The following is a 13,875-nucleotide window of genomic DNA, read 5'->3' as shown; positions in this document are numbered from 1 at the left end:
CTCACACCGCTCGCAGATACAGCCAGCCGCCCAGCAAGGCCAGGTTCGCGGCCGTGCCGCACCAGAACAGCAGCCGGAACGGCTGCTTGACGGTCTTGTGACGGAACAGCCGGCGCGCGATCAAGCCGCCGGGCCAGCCGCACAAGACGCCGAGCCACAGCAGCCGGGCCTCTGGCGTGCGCGGTCCGCCACGCTGCGCCGCTCGCTTGTCGCGCCAGTACAGCGCAAAGCACAGCAGGCTCAGGGCCAGATACAGCCACACCGCTACCCACTCCAGCCGCCCCAACAGGGCCAGCGCCGGCAAAACGGCCAGGAAGACCATGGCTAGCGGCATGCGGGGCTCAAAGGCAGCCGGCGCAAGCCGGATTCGGTCAATAGATAATCGAGCCGGATGTCCCAGGGCTCGCGCGGCACGCGCTCGACGCGTTGGCAGTCGTAGGCCACGCCCACCAGCAAGGGTTTGCCGAACTGGCGCGCGCGCTGACGAAAAGCCAGCGTGGTGTCGTAAAAACCGCCGCCCTGCCCCATGCGGTAGCCCTCGTCGTCGATGGCCAGCAGCGGCACGAACAGCACGTCCAGCCGTTCGGCGCGCAGCGCCGGGCCGTCGTATTCGGCGATCCGGTAGCGCGGATGCAGATACCAGCGGTCCGCCGCGCCCAGGCGGCAGAACCACAGCCGGCGGCCGCGCCGCGGAATCTGCGGCAGATACACTTCCGCGCCGCGCCACAGCGCGGCGCTCATCAGGACTTCCAGGTCCAGTTCCGAGCCAGCGGCCAGATAGGCGCCAACACGCTTGCCGCGCTTGAGCAGCCGCGACGCATGGCGGGCGATCGCGCGCATTGCGTCCAGGCGGTAGTCGCGGCTCAAGGCCTGGCGCGCGCAACGAATCCGCCGACGCAATGCGGGCTTGTCCATGTACGGGGAATCAGTGTTCTGGGGTGCGGTAACGGCGGGAGATGCGGTCATGGCGGGAGCGGGAGCCCCCGCGAGTGTCGTTCGGGCAAAATTCGCTTGTACCCTGTTTCCAGGGAGGGCCGCCTGCCAGCCACTTCGGGCGCGTCTCCAAGAGAGGACGCGACACGCCCATGACTCACGCTAGCAGCCTGAAGCGAACGCATTGGTACAAAGGAATTGTGTGCCTTCACAAACACCGCAGGGGGTACTGACCTTGGTGTTCGCCAGCGGCGCTTAAAACAGCGCTTGCTGACTTTCGCGGAGCGCCTGGTCGGCGGCTTCGCTCATGCTGCGTATTTTACGCTGAAACGCCGCCATCTCCAAGCCCTCTCCCACTTTTGTCTTCAACAAATCGTGGGCGATGTTCAGCGCGGCCATGATGGCGATCTTGTCGGCGTCCATCACCTTGCCGTGCTGCTGGATCATTTCGATCTTGCCGGCCAGCAGGCGCACCGCCTCTTGCAGCGTTTCCTTTTCTTCCGCCGGGGTGCCGATGGTGAAAGAACGCCCCAGCAGTTCGATTTCTACCTGAGCCACGTCGCTCATTCCGCGTCCTCCGATGCCTTGGGCAGCCTCTCGACCAGAGCCGCCACCCGCGCGCGGGTTTCGTTGACTCTGAAGTTCAACTCCGCATTGTCCCGCAGCGCTTCCGACAGCGCTTCGGCAAAGCGGCCGTTTTGCGTTTCAAGCTCGCGAATGCGGGCCACCAGCGCCGTTACCCGCGACTCGAGATATTCCAGTTCCTTGTCCATGGCGGCGAGGATAGCCGGCGCTCACTTGGCCGTCAAACCCAGCCGCTGCCGCGCTGTGTCCAGCGCGAGACACAGCGCGGCGGCGCCGTCCACCAGCCGCGGGCCAGGCACCACCATGGCATCGCCCGGCAGGGCGAACAACGCGTTGCCGGCCACCGCCGGCAAGGCCGGCCAGCGCCGCCAGCTCCGCAGGCTGGCTTCATCGCCGGCCAGGATGGCCTGCGGCCGCGCGGCCACCACGGTGGCGGCGGACACTTGCGGCGCCGGCAGCCGGACATCGCCAAACACGTTGACGCCACCGCACAGGCTGATCAGCGGCCCCATGAAGCTTTGATCGCTGACGGTGAAGATGGGCATCTGACTGACTTGGTAGAACACCCGCACCGGCGCGCGCGCGCCATAGCGCTGGCGCAGATCCGCCAGCCGCTGACGGTAACTTGCCGCCACCTTGCCGGCGGCGGCGTCCACGCCGGCCAGCCGCCCCAGCGCCAGCATTTCCTTGGCCACATCGTCCGGCTGCAAGGGGTGACTGAGATAAACCGGGATGCCCAGGCTGCGCACGCGCTCCAGTTCACGCGGCGCACCGCCGTCGCTCCAGGCCACCACCAGATCCGGCCGCTGCCGCATCACCGCTTCCAGGCTGAAACCGGTGAAGCTGCCTACCCGCGGCAAACGCTTGGCAGCCTCCGGATGGTTGCTGTACTCGACGGTGGCCACCAGCTTGTCGCCGGCACCTATCGCATACAACATTTCCGTGGCGTGCGGCACCAGGGTCAGAATCCTTTGCGCCGGCTGCGCCAGCGTGATGGTCTGGCCGCTGCCGTCCTGGGCGCTGACCGCCGCCATCGCCGGCAGCGCGCCCAGCAACAACGCCAAAGCCGACAGCCGTTTCATGCCTCGCCTTTCAATATCAGCGGCAAACCGCAGGCCACCAGCGTCACTCGCTGACAGACCGCCGCCACCGCTTGGTTCAAACGCCCCAGCTCATCGACGAAGCATCGGGTCTGGGCATTGGCCGACACCACGCCCCAGCCGATTTCATTGCTGACCAGCAGCACCTCGCCCTGGACGCAGGTCAATGCCGCCAGCAGCGCGGCGCGTTCCTGTTCGAAACCGGCGGCGTCGAAACCGCCGTCCTCGTCGAAGAAGCGCATCAGCCACATGCCCAGGCAGTCGATCAGCAGCAGGCCGCCGGCCACGTCGTGACGCAGCAGCTCCGCCCCCAGTCCACGGCCGGCCTCCACTTGCGACCACTCGACCGGACGCCGCTGACGATGGTGCTCGACGCGGGCGGCGAACTCGACGTCGCCGCGCAACTCCGCCGTGGCCAGATAGCAGACCGGGCCCGGGTGGGCCAAAGCCAGGGTTTCGGCGTAGCGGCTCTTGCCGCTGCGCGCGCCGCCGCTGATCAGGTGGGGCATGGTTCCTTCTTACTTATTTGGAAACGTAACGCACACCAAGATACCACCCTAAACCGCCGGTGTTATAGCCGTATGCCGTTTCATATTCTTTATCAAAAACATTATCCAACCGCGCAACAGCGGTCCAATTTTTATTGATGCGGTAATCGGCAAACAGATTGGTCACAGAGTAGCCCGATAGCCAGATTGATTTTCCAGTATTAAAATCAGTATCCGGCCTGCGACCACTAACCTTCCACTCCACTCCTGTCAAGGCGCGCCCCCAATCATACGAAGCATTCAACTGAGCAAATGCGCGCGCGCGCCGTATCAGTTGAGTATCAAGCTGCTTGTCCTTCGGATCCTGATAGGTTGCCGAACCGGAAATATCCCATGAATTGATAGAGCGGCCACCAGACAGAGTTACACCATTAATTCGTGCATCTTTATTCAAGGCACCAGTCAAATTATTCTGATACACAATCAAATTGTCTATTTGATTGCGATACCAAGTTAATTCCGCATGGCTGCCTCCTTGGCGCCATTTGATTGCCGCTTCAACGTTCTGTGAGACCTCAGGCTTCAATAGCGGGTTAGGCTTGTACGACCCATATAAGTCGTCAAAGGTCGGAGCTTTGAAAGCTGTCGCATACCCCACCCGAACCAGCCACTCCTCACTTAAACGAATACCATAACCGATAGAGCCAGTATTTTTGCCACCAAACTGGGAGTTCACATCCCGGCGAACGCTGGCTTGCAACAAATGCCTACCGAATTCGCCTTGATAACCTAAGAAGCCGGCCTTATTATCGCGGGAGGTCACTGAGTATCCCTGAGGGAAATAGTAGGCATTCCCATTGACATGCTGATCGGTATACACAAACCCAGCAACTAAACCACCCAGTGCCGTGTCAATCGTATTTTGCCACTGCCACTCGTTCTGCTCTGTCGCATATAAGCTGGAACGGGAATCCATATTCCCCGCAGTAAAGTTTTCCTGCTTGTCTTCCGTCCGGGTAAAGCGCAATGAGCTTTTCCAGTTGCTGCTCAGCTGATTACGTGTTTCGATACTGGCCCCGGTTTGCCGTGCCCGCAGCATGTCTCGCGCATCTCTCGTTTCGTCGTAGTCCGTTTCCGAGAAAGTTTGAAACAACTGCAGGCTTAAATCATGTCCAGGCGATAGAGTCTGAGTCACTCTGGCGTTATATGCAGTGTTTTTATACCCATCGCGATCCGGGTTATAGGTGTAATAACCAGCCTTAGGGTTGGTAGCGGAGAAACCCCGCGTTTGCTCACGACTCACAGTGAAGCTATAAGCGGTCTCTCCGGTCTTACCCGTAAGCGAAGCATCTGAACGGAAAGTGCCTCGATCCCCTCCGCCAAAGTTCAGGCCCCATACAGGAGCCCCCTCACCCTGTCGAGTAAAAATCTGTACCACACCGCCAATGGCATCTGCACCATACAAGCTAGAAGCCGGCCCCCGCACGATTTCGATGCGATCGATTTGGGCCAATGGAATATGTTCCAAGGCCGATGTACCACTAGAGGCGGAAACAATGCGCATACCATCAACCAGCACCAATGTATGTTTCGGATTGGCGCCTCTTAAAAATAGGCTTGCGTTTGTACCCGCCCCACCATTACTCGCACTTTCAACACCCGGCTGTCGTGCGAGCAATTGCACCAAATCCCGGACTCCCGATTCCTCGATTTCCTGACGCGTAATCACGCTGACATCCGATAGCGTTTTCGCTATGGACTGCGGCTGGCGCGTAGCAGTCACCACCACCGGATCACCGGCGAACTCGGGCACATTGGCGGCATAGGCCTGGCCGGCGCAAGCCAGCGAAACCAGCAGCGCGCATTGTTGGGGCTTGAACATGAAACACACTCCACTTTTATGATCTGGCCGCCGCGGCGGCATATTCAGGAAGAGTGCGAAGAAGGCATGAAAAGGGGGACGCCGCGGCAGAGCGCCGGGCCGTCTGTCGGATCGCCTCCCCGCGATACTCCAGTGCGGCCGCCTTCCGGGCGGCCCTGAACGCGCGCGTCATCCTGCGTGGGAGCGCGCGTCGGCAGGCCGGTCTCCGGGCTCAGCCATGCGGCGATGCGCCTTCCCATCCAATGGACAGTGGCGCTTGCATCGCCAGGACGTTTCGCGCTGCTTCAATGATTCGCCAATCAAGCACGGCTCAATTGAACAGCTTCACACGTCAGGCCTTACCGTTGCGGGGGCAGCGCCGGTCTTGCACCGGCTTCCCGTTTCATCCACGCCATTGAGACGCGGACACCTGCTAGGCTCAGGATTATACCGGAGTCCATCCCGGCGGAATGGCGCCAAAAGAAATATGTTTAGTTAGGATCAAATCACCCACGGCACGCGGGTTGCCCCCGTGCCGGGCTATCGCTTAAAGTCGCCGCTGTATCAAAACCTCATTCAGGCTGGAGCTGGCCACCTCATGACACAGACCGACACCTTCCGCTCTCCCGATTCCGCCGCCTACCAGGCCGCTCGCGCGCGCCAGGCCACGCTGACCAAGCCGGCCGGCAGCCTGGGCCGGCTGGAGGAGCTGGCCTGCCGCTTCGCCGCCTGGCAGGGCAAGACCTGCCCGGACGCGCTGCGGCCGGCGATCACGGTTTTCGCCGGCGACCATGGCGTCACCGCCGAAGGCGTTTCCGCCTATCCCTCGGTGGTGACCGGCGAGATGGTGCGCAACTTCGCCAACGGCGGCGCCGCCATCTGCGTGCTGGCGCAAAGCCTGGGCGCGCGGCTGGAGGTGGTGGACGCCGGCGTGCTCAGCGATGTCTCGGCACTGCCCATCGTCCATGCCAAAGTGCGGGCCGGCACCGGTAATCTGGCCAGGGAGGCCGCGATGACGCCGGCACAGGCCGAAGCCGCGCTGGAAGTGGGCCGGCAGGCCGCGCGCCGGGCTCTGGCCAGCGGTGCCAACCTGCTGATCGCCGGCGACATGGGCATAGGCAATACCACCGCGTCCGCGGCGCTGATCTGCCGGCTGGCCCAATTGCCGCCGGAACGCATTGTCGGCCGCGGCACCGGGCTGGACGAGGCCGGACTGGAAATCAAACGCAGGGTGGTGCGCACCGCGCTGGCCCGCGTCGCCGAGCGTCAACTGTCGGCGCTGGAAACGCTGACCGAGCTGGGCGGCCTGGAAATCGCCGCCATGGCCGGCTTTTATCTGGAGAGCGCCCAGCACGGCGTGCCGGTGCTGGTGGACGGTTTCATTTCCAGCGCCGCCGCGCTGTGCGCCCATGCGCTGGAGCCGCGGCTGGGCGATTGGCTGCTGGCCAGCCACCGCTCGGAGGAAACCGGTCACTTGCTGGCCTTGCACACCTTGAAGCTGGAACCGGTGCTGGACCTGGGCATGCACCTGGGCGAAGGCTCCGGCGCCGCGCTGTGCGTGCCGCTGCTGCAGATGGCCATCCACCTGCACAATGAGATGGCGACCTTCGCCGAGGCCGGCGTCACCGGTAAGGCGGAATGAACCCGTATACGCTCACCCTGCTGCGCCATGGGGAGATCGACCATGCCGGCCGGCTGATAGGCAGCGGCGATCTGCCGCTGAACGCCTTGGGGCAAGCGCAGATGGCGCAGAGTTGGCAGCGCATTTGCTCGCTGGCCCCAGTCACCGCGATCGCCAGTTCGCCCTTGCAGCGCTGCCGAGAGTTCGCGGTGCAGCATGCCTTGCACGGCTCGCTGACACTGAAGGTGGACCCGCGCTTCGCCGAGATGGACTTTGGCGATTGGGACGGCATGGCGGTGCAGGTGCTGGCGCAGCATTACCCGGACTGGCGCGCCAAGCTGGCAGCCGGAGAACTGACGCCGCCGGGCGGCGAAGCCTATGAAGGCTTCCGCACCCGGGTATTGGCCGGTCTGGCCGAGTGGATGACCACGGCCAGCGGCAGCCACCGGGTGCTGGTCACCCACGGCGGCGTGATCACCACCTTGCTGGCGGAACTGCTGGGCACCGATTTCTCGGTGGCCAAGCTGATGACGGTGCAACGCGGCGGCTTTGCCCAACTGTCCATCCTGGAAGGGCATCCCGCCTACCTGATGCGTTTGGAGGCGCCGTGCGCGGATTGATCCTGGCGCTGCAGTTCCTGACCCGCCTGCCCACGCCGCAGTTGCGCGAATTCAAGCCGGAATGGCTGGCCGACAGCGCGCGCTGGTTCGCCGCGGTGGGCTTGATCGTCGGCGCGCTGTTGCTGGCGGCGCTGGCGCTGGGCCGCGGCAGCGATCCCTGGCTGGCCGCGCTGCTGGCGCTGCTGATGTGGACCTGGGTCACCGGCGGCCTGCATCTGGACGGCTTGGGCGACCTGGCCGACGCGCTGGGCGCCGCGCACCGCTCACGCGAGCGCTTCTTCGAAGTGCTGAAAGATCCTCATGTCGGCAGCTTCGGCGCGCTGGCGCTGATCCTGGCCGTTGTCTCCAAACTGGTGCTGCTGATGCTGCTGGCCAAGCAGCCGGCGCTGCCCTGGGGCCTGTTGCTGATCCCCGCCTGGTGCCGTTGCTTCGCGCTGTATTGGTCGGCCAGCCTGCCGGCGATCGCGCCCGGCAGCGGCGAACGCTTCGCCTGGCGCCGCCACTGGCCCAGCCTGGCCGTCAACACCGTGCTGCTGGCGGCGCTGTCCGCCTGGCTGGCTCCGGCATTGTTGCTGGCGCCATTGGCGGCGCTGGCCTGGCGCTTCTTTCTGCTGCGTAAGCTGGGCGGCATGACCGGAGACTGCCTGGGCGCGGGCATAGAGTTGTGCGAAATCGGCCTCATGCTGCTGTTGGTGGTCCGCTGGCCGGCTTTCTAGCGGCACTGCAACGATTCCGCCATTTCTCCGTCATCCGGCGGTGATGCGACGCGGGAATACTGGCGGCGTCGTCTTCGCATGGAGCCGCCATGGCCCACCTGGAAATCAGCTGTGAACGCGACCGGCTGGACCGCGGCATGATACTGGGCTTCCTGAGCCAGACCCACTGGGCGCAAGGCTTGACGCCGACGCAGCTGGACAAGGCCATCGCGCACTCGCTGGTGTTCGGCGCCTACCGCGGGCAGCGGCAGTTGGGCTTTGCCCGCATCGTCACCGACTACGTCAGCTTCGCCTATCTGTCCGATGTATTCGTGCTGGCCGAGGCCCGCCGCCTCGGCGTCGGCCGCGCGCTGATGGACGCGGCGCTGGCCCACCCCGAACTACAGCAGCTGCGGCGCTTTCTGCTGGTATCGCGCGATGCGCGCCCCTTCTACCGCCGGCTGGGCTTCGCCGAACTGCGCGACGGCGAGCGCTATATGGAGCTGCGCCGCGAGCCGGCGGCCTTGCCGGCGCGCACCTGGTCCTGGTTCCGCGCAAATAAAAACGCCGCTTGATCAGAGCGGCGTTCTTGCAGGCAGCAACGATTTAAAGCGTGCCGGCCAGCTTCTTGTTGCGCATCAGGCACAGCATGTCACAGGCCAGATGCGCGGCGGCGATGGCGGTCACTTCGCTGTTATCGTAAGCGGGCGCCACTTCCACCACGTCCATGCCGACAATGTTCAAATCGCCAAGATTGCGCACGATCTTCAATGCCTGGGCGCTGCTGAGGCCGCCCGGAACCGGGGTGCCGGTGCCAGGCGCGAAAGCCGGATCCAGACAGTCGATGTCGAAGGTCAGGTAGACCGGGCTATCGCCTATCACTTCCTTGATGCGCGCGATGGTGGCATCCACGCCATTGTCATGAACCCAGGGCGCGTCCAGCACATTCATGCCCATGAAGTCGTCGTTCCAGGTGCGGATGCCCACTTGCACCGACTTCTTGGGATCGGCCAGACCATCCTTCACCGCCTTGTAGAACATGGTGCCGTGGTTCAGGCTGTCCGGCTCGTCGTCCGGCCAGGTGTCGCAGTGGGCGTCGAAGTGCAGCAGCGCCAGCGGCTTGCCGTATTTCTCGGCGTGCGCGATCAGCAGCGGGTAGGTGATGAAATGATCGCCACCAAAGGTCAGCATCTTGGCGCCGGACGCCAGGATAACGCGCGCGTGCTCGATGATGGAGGGCTTGATGGTCAGCGGATTGTGCGCGTCGAACCAGCAATCGCCATAGTCGATCACCGCCAGGTCGTCGAAGGGATTGAAGCCCCAGGGGAAGGGAGGCAGCTCGGCCAGCTGTACGCTGGCGGCGCGGATCGCCTGCGGGCCCAGCCGCGCGCCGGAGCGGAAGGTGGTGGACAGGTCCAGCGGAATGCCGGATACCACCACGTCTGCGCCGCTCAGGTCTCGGCTGTAGTTGCGGCGCATGAAGGACAGCACGCCGGCATAGGTGTTTTCAATGGAGGAGCCGTACAGCCCCTGACGGCGGATCGCGCCGTCGCCGTAAATGGTTTCGCTCATGAATACTCTCCGCGAGAGAGTACGCCGGGCTCAAGCGTTCCGACGATTACCGTCCATCTTGCACAGCCGACGGCTTGAGGCTGCCGCCCCCCTTGGGGCGTAAGCCCGGAGTTTGTCGCGATGCGCGCGGGCGCACAAGAGCCAATCGAATCAATGGCTTTCCAGCTGGATGCGCCACAGCCGGAAACGCAGCCTCACGTCGTACCAGACCGGCCTCAAGCCTAGCAGAAACAAGAGCAGCGCCAGCGGCAGGGTAAAGCTGTATCCCATGTGCTTGAAGCCCAGCGCGCCAACCACGCCACCACCGAAAAACGACAGCAGGATCAGCAGATAGGTGCGCAATTTGGCCCGGTTGGCGCGCACATCCTTAACCTTGGGCATGCTTTCCCGGCCGTAGTAGCTGAGCTTGGCCAGTTCGATGCCAATGTCGGTGGCGATGCCGGTCATGTGGGTACTGCGCAACAGCCCGCCGGACAGCTTGGTGACGATGGTATTGTGCATGCCCATGATGAAACACAGCAGCATCACCGTCAGCGGAGTGAAAAAGCCCTTGTGCAGCGACAAGCCGGCGCCCAGCAGGCCGAACAACAACAACAGGCCGGCCTCTTCCATCATCGATACGCCGTAGCCGCCGCGCAGCCGCTGCCGACGCGCCCACAGGATCAACCAGGAACTGTGCATCGCACCGGCGATAAAGCACAGCAGCATCACCAGCAGGGACAGGCCCAGCGTCACCTCGCCCAGCGCGAACTCGTCGGCCATGCCGGAGATGATGCCGGACATATGCGAGGTGTAGCGATGCACGGCGAGAAAGCCGCCGGCATTGAGCGCGCCGGCGATAAAGGCCATTGACCACCCCAACTGCCGCAAAATGCGGTCATTGAAGCGGCCCCGGTCCAATAGCCGGGTGATGCTGGTTCTTCTGAACATATCCTGCTGACGAAATGAACAACGGCGACCAGAGGCCGCCGTCATCGGGGAAATGAAGACACTGCGCCTGCGCCCTTGGCGCGGGCGATGCCTGATAGTGCATCTCCGCGCCGCGGCTGGCAAGCAGTCAGATCAAGAAGCCGGCCTCAGGCGCAGGATTTCAGCCCGATTCCCGGCGTCAGCCGCTTTTGCAGGGACTTGAGCTTGTCCGCCTGCTGCGCGTCCAGCGTCTTGAAGCTCAGCGTGGTCTTGCTCGCCTTCTGCCCCTTCTGCTGCACCAGCGCCTTGTCGTAGCCCGCCGCCTTCAAACGCGCGGCCAAGGCCTTGGCCGCGTCTTCCTTGCCAAACAGCCCCAGCGACAAATGGCCCTTGAAATCGTCATTCTTGACGATGTAGTTGTCGAAGCCCTTGCCCTTCAGCTCCGACGACAGGGTCGAGGTTTCCGCCTGAGTCGCCAGTGGCGGGTAATACACCCAGAAGCGACCGCTAGCGGCGGCTTCTTCCTTGCTGGCTTCGCTCAGTTGGCCGGCCTTGAGCTTGAGCTGCGGCACCCCGCCTTTGACCCGGGACAGCAACTTGTCGTCCAGCGGCCCCCATTGCAGGCAGACCGCGGCAGCTTCCGCAGCCTTCACCGGCTCGGGCTTGGCCTCGGATTTGAGCTCCGGCTTGGCAGCGGCCGGCTTGGCCTCGACCTTGGCCAATGCTTTAGGCGCCGACGCTTCCGCCGTCTTGGGCTTGGCGGCAACAAGCTTGTCAGCCTTGGGCGCGGAAGATTCGCGCAGCGGCTCCGCCGCCGGAGCGGACGCGACCGGCGCGGAAGCCGCATTCGGCTTCCAGTTCACGGGCAGCAACTTGACCAGCTCCGGGCTCACTTCCTGCGCCCGCACGTCAACCGGCGGACGCTGCTTGAACGAGCCATACATCGCCACCAGCAGATTCAGCACCACAACCAAGGCTAGGAACCACTTCATTTTTCGTCGGCCACCCTTAACAGACCCAATAACACCAGATTATCCACGATCTCGACCGGCCCGGCGAGCCAAGGCGCCAAGCGCGCGGCATCGCCTCCGGTCAACAGCACCCGCACCGAAGCGCGGCCGGTATGCATCTGCAACTGCCTGCGCTGGGACTCCACCGCACCGGTCAGCGCGTATACCGCGCCACTGGCCAGCGCATCCTCGGTACCCTGCGGAAACGGCGTCACCACGCCGGCGGGACGGTCCAGATTAGCGGTATTGCGCGCCAGGCTGCTCAGCATCAGGTTCAGTCCGGGCAAAATCAGCCCGCCCAGATAATCGCCTTCGGCGGTCAATGCCTCCACGGTCAAGGCGGTCCCGGCACAAGCGACGATCACATCGTCCTGATGCAGCTGCCGCGCGGCCAACACCGCCAGCCAGCGATCCGCCCCCTGCTCGGCCGGATTACGATATTGGTTGCGCACATCGCCAAAATCCGACTCTGCCCGCACCCACTGCAATCGGCAGGGCGCGGCCGCTTCCAAGCCGCGCGCCACATCGGCACGCGCCACCGACGCGCCCCAGGCGGCCGTGATCGGCCATTGTCGCCAGACTCCAGCCAGGCTGGCGATGTCGCCGTGCTCCACCGCGCCCTGGGCCAGCCAGCCACGGCCATCATGCACCGCCCATTTGACCCGGCTATTACCGGCATCGATCAACAGCTTCATGCCAGCTTCCTCAAGCTCACTTCACCGGCGTGGTAGATTTTCATGCCTTCCGTGGTCTCCACCATCAGCGCGCCGCTGTCGGCCACGCCGCGCGCCACGCCTTCCACTGGCTCGCCATGGGAGAAACGCAAGCACACCGGCGCATCCTGATGTGCCGACAAACCCATCCACTCCTCGCGCAGCGGCACAAAGCCATTGCGGTCGAAATTGCCCAACACCAGATGCAATTCGTTCAACAATTCGGCCAGCAGCGCGCTGCGCGTCAACTGAACGCCGGCATCCGCCAGACAGGCCACAGGCTGATCCACATCGCCCGGCTCGCTCACATTCATGCCGATGCCGATCACCACTGCCGTGGGGCCGAGCGCGTCGCCGGACAATTCGATCAGAATGCCCGCCAACTTGCGCTCGTTCAACAACACATCATTCGGCCACTTCAAGGCCACCGGCGCGCCAAGCCGGCGCAGCGCTCGCGCCAAGGCCACCCCCACCGCCAGCGACAAGCCGGCCAGTTGGGACAGGCCACGCTCGAAACGCCACAACAGCGAGAAAGTCAGGCCCGACCCCAAACGCGCCTGCCAACGCCGACCCAGCCGGCCACGGCCCGAGGTCTGCAACTCCGTCGCCAGCACCAGGCCATGCAGGCCACCGCTGGCGGCGCGCGCCAGCAACTGGGTATTGGTGGAATCCGTGCGCTCCGCCACCGCCAGTGTGAAGGTGTCCGCCGCCACCTCATCCAGACCGTTGCGGATATCCGCCACATCCAGCCACTGAAACGGTGTTTCCAGCCGGTAGCCCTGACCACGCACGCTGAACACGGTGACGCCCAGATCCTGCTGAATGGAATGCACCGCCTGCCAGACCAGAGTGCGGGAACAATCCAACTCTCTGGCGATGTCTTCGCCGGAATGAAAACGGCCATCGGCGAGGCGGCGCAGCACGGCGAAGGCGTGTTCGCTCACTGCTTGGCCTCGTTGGCCCGTATCTTGTGCAAGGTGGCGGTGGTCGACGTATCGAACAGAAAGGGAATGGAATGCACCGCGCCACCGCGCGCCAGGGTTTCGGCGCTGCCGACGATCTTGTCCGGCGTCCAGTCGCCTCCCTTGACCAATACATCGGGCCGCACTTGCTCAATCAATTGCGCCGGAGTGTCTTCGTCAAAACAGATCACCAGGCTGACGCTTTCCAAAGCGGCCAATACCGCCGCGCGGTTATCCTGATGATTGATGGGGCGATCATCCCCCTTGCCCAGGCGACGTACCGACGCATCGGTATTCAAGCCCAGCACCAGGCTGGCGCCCAAGGCGCGCGCTTGCGCCAGATAGGTCACATGGCCACGATGCAAGATATCGAAACAACCATTGGTGAACACGATGGGGCGCGGCAAGGCCGCCAGCTTGTCCGCCAGTTGTTCCTGGGTGCAGATTTTATTTTCGAACGACGGTGTCGGATAAGACATCGGACTCCTTCAAACTTGGCAATAGCCCCAGGCGCCGCCTACCAGCAGCGGCCCCGGGCATCAAGTTGCGAAGGATACCACAGCGCCCGGCCCTTGCCCGCAAGCACCAGCGATCCGACGCCCCGAACGCAACAAAGCCTCCCCGAGGGGAGGCTTTCGTGTCGGCGTTTCCACCGCGCCAATGCATAAAGCCCAGCTCGTGTGAGCTGGGCTTTGCAATGGGGCGTCTGGCGGTGTCCTACTTTCACATGGCGAATGCCACACTATCATCGGCGCTAAGGCGTTTCACGGTCCTGTTCGGGATGGGAAGGCGTGGGACCACCTCGC

The 13,875-nt window shown here is 63.7% G+C and carries 17 protein-coding genes, 1 rRNA gene, 1 other RNA gene and 1 riboswitch; of the genes, 4 read left to right on the top strand and 15 right to left on the bottom strand.

The genetic code is table 11. The features are described from left to right. Position 1: 1 nt before the first annotated feature. The 8 genes from LQT98_RS03075 to LQT98_RS03045 all read right to left on the bottom strand — a co-directional run bounded on the left by LQT98_RS03075 (position 2) and on the right by LQT98_RS03045 (position 4,988). Positions 2 to 334 (bottom strand): DUF1294 domain-containing protein, encoded by a 333-nt coding sequence (locus LQT98_RS03075; RefSeq protein WP_231461081.1) that lies wholly within the window; start codon positions 332 to 334, stop codon positions 2 to 4. Then, complete coding sequence (locus tag LQT98_RS03070) at positions 325 to 915, bottom strand: 5-formyltetrahydrofolate cyclo-ligase (RefSeq protein ID WP_231461080.1); 591 nt, start codon at positions 913 to 915, stop codon at positions 325 to 327. The genes LQT98_RS03075 and LQT98_RS03070 overlap by 10 nt, the downstream gene beginning before the upstream one ends. A gap of 61 nt (positions 916 to 976) precedes the next feature. Beyond that, positions 977 to 1,162, bottom strand: a non-coding RNA gene (ssrS, locus tag LQT98_RS24245) — 6S RNA. A gap of 26 nt (positions 1,163 to 1,188) precedes the next feature. Beyond that, positions 1,189 to 1,500 carry a cell division protein ZapA gene (locus LQT98_RS03065; protein WP_019101793.1) on the bottom strand — a complete coding sequence of 104 codons (312 nt, stop codon included), beginning with the start codon at positions 1,498 to 1,500 and terminating at the stop codon, positions 1,189 to 1,191. Beyond that, the gene (locus tag LQT98_RS03060; protein WP_048409989.1) at positions 1,497 to 1,706 is read right to left on the bottom strand and encodes a hypothetical protein; all 210 of its coding nucleotides are present in this window, start codon (positions 1,704 to 1,706) and stop codon (positions 1,497 to 1,499) included. The genes LQT98_RS03065 and LQT98_RS03060 overlap by 4 nt, the downstream gene beginning before the upstream one ends. Positions 1,707 to 1,727: 21 nt before the next feature. Continuing rightward, on the bottom strand, positions 1,728 to 2,600 hold the full coding sequence (locus tag LQT98_RS03055; protein WP_231461079.1) for a cobalamin-binding protein: 873 nt from the start codon (positions 2,598 to 2,600) through the stop codon (positions 1,728 to 1,730). Further along, the gene (gene cobU / locus LQT98_RS03050) at positions 2,597 to 3,127 is read right to left on the bottom strand and encodes a bifunctional adenosylcobinamide kinase/adenosylcobinamide-phosphate guanylyltransferase (protein ID WP_231461078.1); all 531 of its coding nucleotides are present in this window, start codon (positions 3,125 to 3,127) and stop codon (positions 2,597 to 2,599) included. Before cobU ends, LQT98_RS03055 begins: the two co-directional genes overlap by 4 nt. Before the next feature lie 13 nt (positions 3,128 to 3,140). Continuing rightward, entirely contained in the window at positions 3,141 to 4,988 is a 1,848-nt protein-coding gene (locus LQT98_RS03045) for a TonB-dependent receptor domain-containing protein (protein WP_231461077.1), read from the bottom strand. A gap of 178 nt (positions 4,989 to 5,166) precedes the next feature. Beyond that, positions 5,167 to 5,416, bottom strand: a riboswitch (cobalamin riboswitch). A gap of 149 nt (positions 5,417 to 5,565) precedes the next feature. Here LQT98_RS03045 and cobT point away from each other — a divergent pair. The 4 genes from cobT to LQT98_RS03025 all read left to right on the top strand — a co-directional run bounded on the left by cobT (position 5,566) and on the right by LQT98_RS03025 (position 8,478). Next, a complete protein-coding gene (gene cobT, locus LQT98_RS03040; RefSeq protein ID WP_231461076.1) occupies positions 5,566 to 6,609 on the top strand; it encodes a nicotinate-nucleotide--dimethylbenzimidazole phosphoribosyltransferase in 1,044 nt (347 codons plus the stop codon). Further along, positions 6,606 to 7,208: a histidine phosphatase family protein gene (locus tag LQT98_RS03035; protein WP_231461075.1), complete on the top strand. Its 603-nt coding sequence runs from the start codon at positions 6,606 to 6,608 to the stop codon at positions 7,206 to 7,208. The genes cobT and LQT98_RS03035 overlap by 4 nt, the downstream gene beginning before the upstream one ends. Continuing rightward, positions 7,196 to 7,924 carry an adenosylcobinamide-GDP ribazoletransferase gene (locus LQT98_RS03030; RefSeq protein WP_231461074.1) on the top strand — a complete coding sequence of 243 codons (729 nt, stop codon included), beginning with the start codon at positions 7,196 to 7,198 and terminating at the stop codon, positions 7,922 to 7,924. Before LQT98_RS03035 ends, LQT98_RS03030 begins: the two co-directional genes overlap by 13 nt. An 89-nt stretch (positions 7,925 to 8,013) precedes the next feature. Next, positions 8,014 to 8,478: a GNAT family N-acetyltransferase gene (locus tag LQT98_RS03025; RefSeq protein ID WP_231461073.1), complete on the top strand. Its 465-nt coding sequence runs from the start codon at positions 8,014 to 8,016 to the stop codon at positions 8,476 to 8,478. Between the two features lie 31 nt (positions 8,479 to 8,509). On the opposite strand, the gene speB is transcribed toward LQT98_RS03025, so the two are convergent. The 7 genes from speB to rrf all read right to left on the bottom strand — a co-directional run. Further along, the gene (speB, locus tag LQT98_RS03020) at positions 8,510 to 9,475 is read right to left on the bottom strand and encodes an agmatinase (protein WP_231461072.1); all 966 of its coding nucleotides are present in this window, start codon (positions 9,473 to 9,475) and stop codon (positions 8,510 to 8,512) included. A 150-nt stretch (positions 9,476 to 9,625) separates the two neighbouring features. Then, positions 9,626 to 10,324, bottom strand: a complete 699-nt coding sequence (locus LQT98_RS03015) for a YoaK family protein (RefSeq protein ID WP_231461071.1) — start codon at positions 10,322 to 10,324, stop codon at positions 9,626 to 9,628. Between the two features lie 227 nt (positions 10,325 to 10,551). Beyond that, positions 10,552 to 11,376: an SPOR domain-containing protein gene (locus tag LQT98_RS03010; protein WP_231461070.1), complete on the bottom strand. Its 825-nt coding sequence runs from the start codon at positions 11,374 to 11,376 to the stop codon at positions 10,552 to 10,554. After that, positions 11,373 to 12,089 (bottom strand): type III pantothenate kinase, encoded by a 717-nt coding sequence (locus LQT98_RS03005; RefSeq protein ID WP_231461069.1) that lies wholly within the window; start codon positions 12,087 to 12,089, stop codon positions 11,373 to 11,375. Before LQT98_RS03005 ends, LQT98_RS03010 begins: the two co-directional genes overlap by 4 nt. Further along, positions 12,086 to 13,051 carry a biotin--[acetyl-CoA-carboxylase] ligase gene (locus LQT98_RS03000; protein WP_231461068.1) on the bottom strand — a complete coding sequence of 322 codons (966 nt, stop codon included), beginning with the start codon at positions 13,049 to 13,051 and terminating at the stop codon, positions 12,086 to 12,088. Before LQT98_RS03000 ends, LQT98_RS03005 begins: the two co-directional genes overlap by 4 nt. Next, positions 13,048 to 13,548: a D-glycero-beta-D-manno-heptose 1-phosphate adenylyltransferase gene (gene rfaE2, locus LQT98_RS02995; RefSeq protein ID WP_048410001.1), complete on the bottom strand. Its 501-nt coding sequence runs from the start codon at positions 13,546 to 13,548 to the stop codon at positions 13,048 to 13,050. The genes LQT98_RS03000 and rfaE2 overlap by 4 nt, the downstream gene beginning before the upstream one ends. A gap of 225 nt (positions 13,549 to 13,773) precedes the next feature. Continuing rightward, positions 13,774 to 13,875 (bottom strand): 5S ribosomal RNA (gene rrf, locus LQT98_RS02990); the annotation flags it as partial.

It is taken from the genome of Chromobacterium aquaticum, assembly GCF_021129195.1.
Taxonomy (GTDB): domain Bacteria; phylum Pseudomonadota; class Gammaproteobacteria; order Burkholderiales; family Chromobacteriaceae; genus Chromobacterium; species Chromobacterium aquaticum.
The sequence above is the reverse complement of the archived record's forward strand: the minus strand, read 5'-3'. Positions and strand labels throughout refer to the sequence as shown.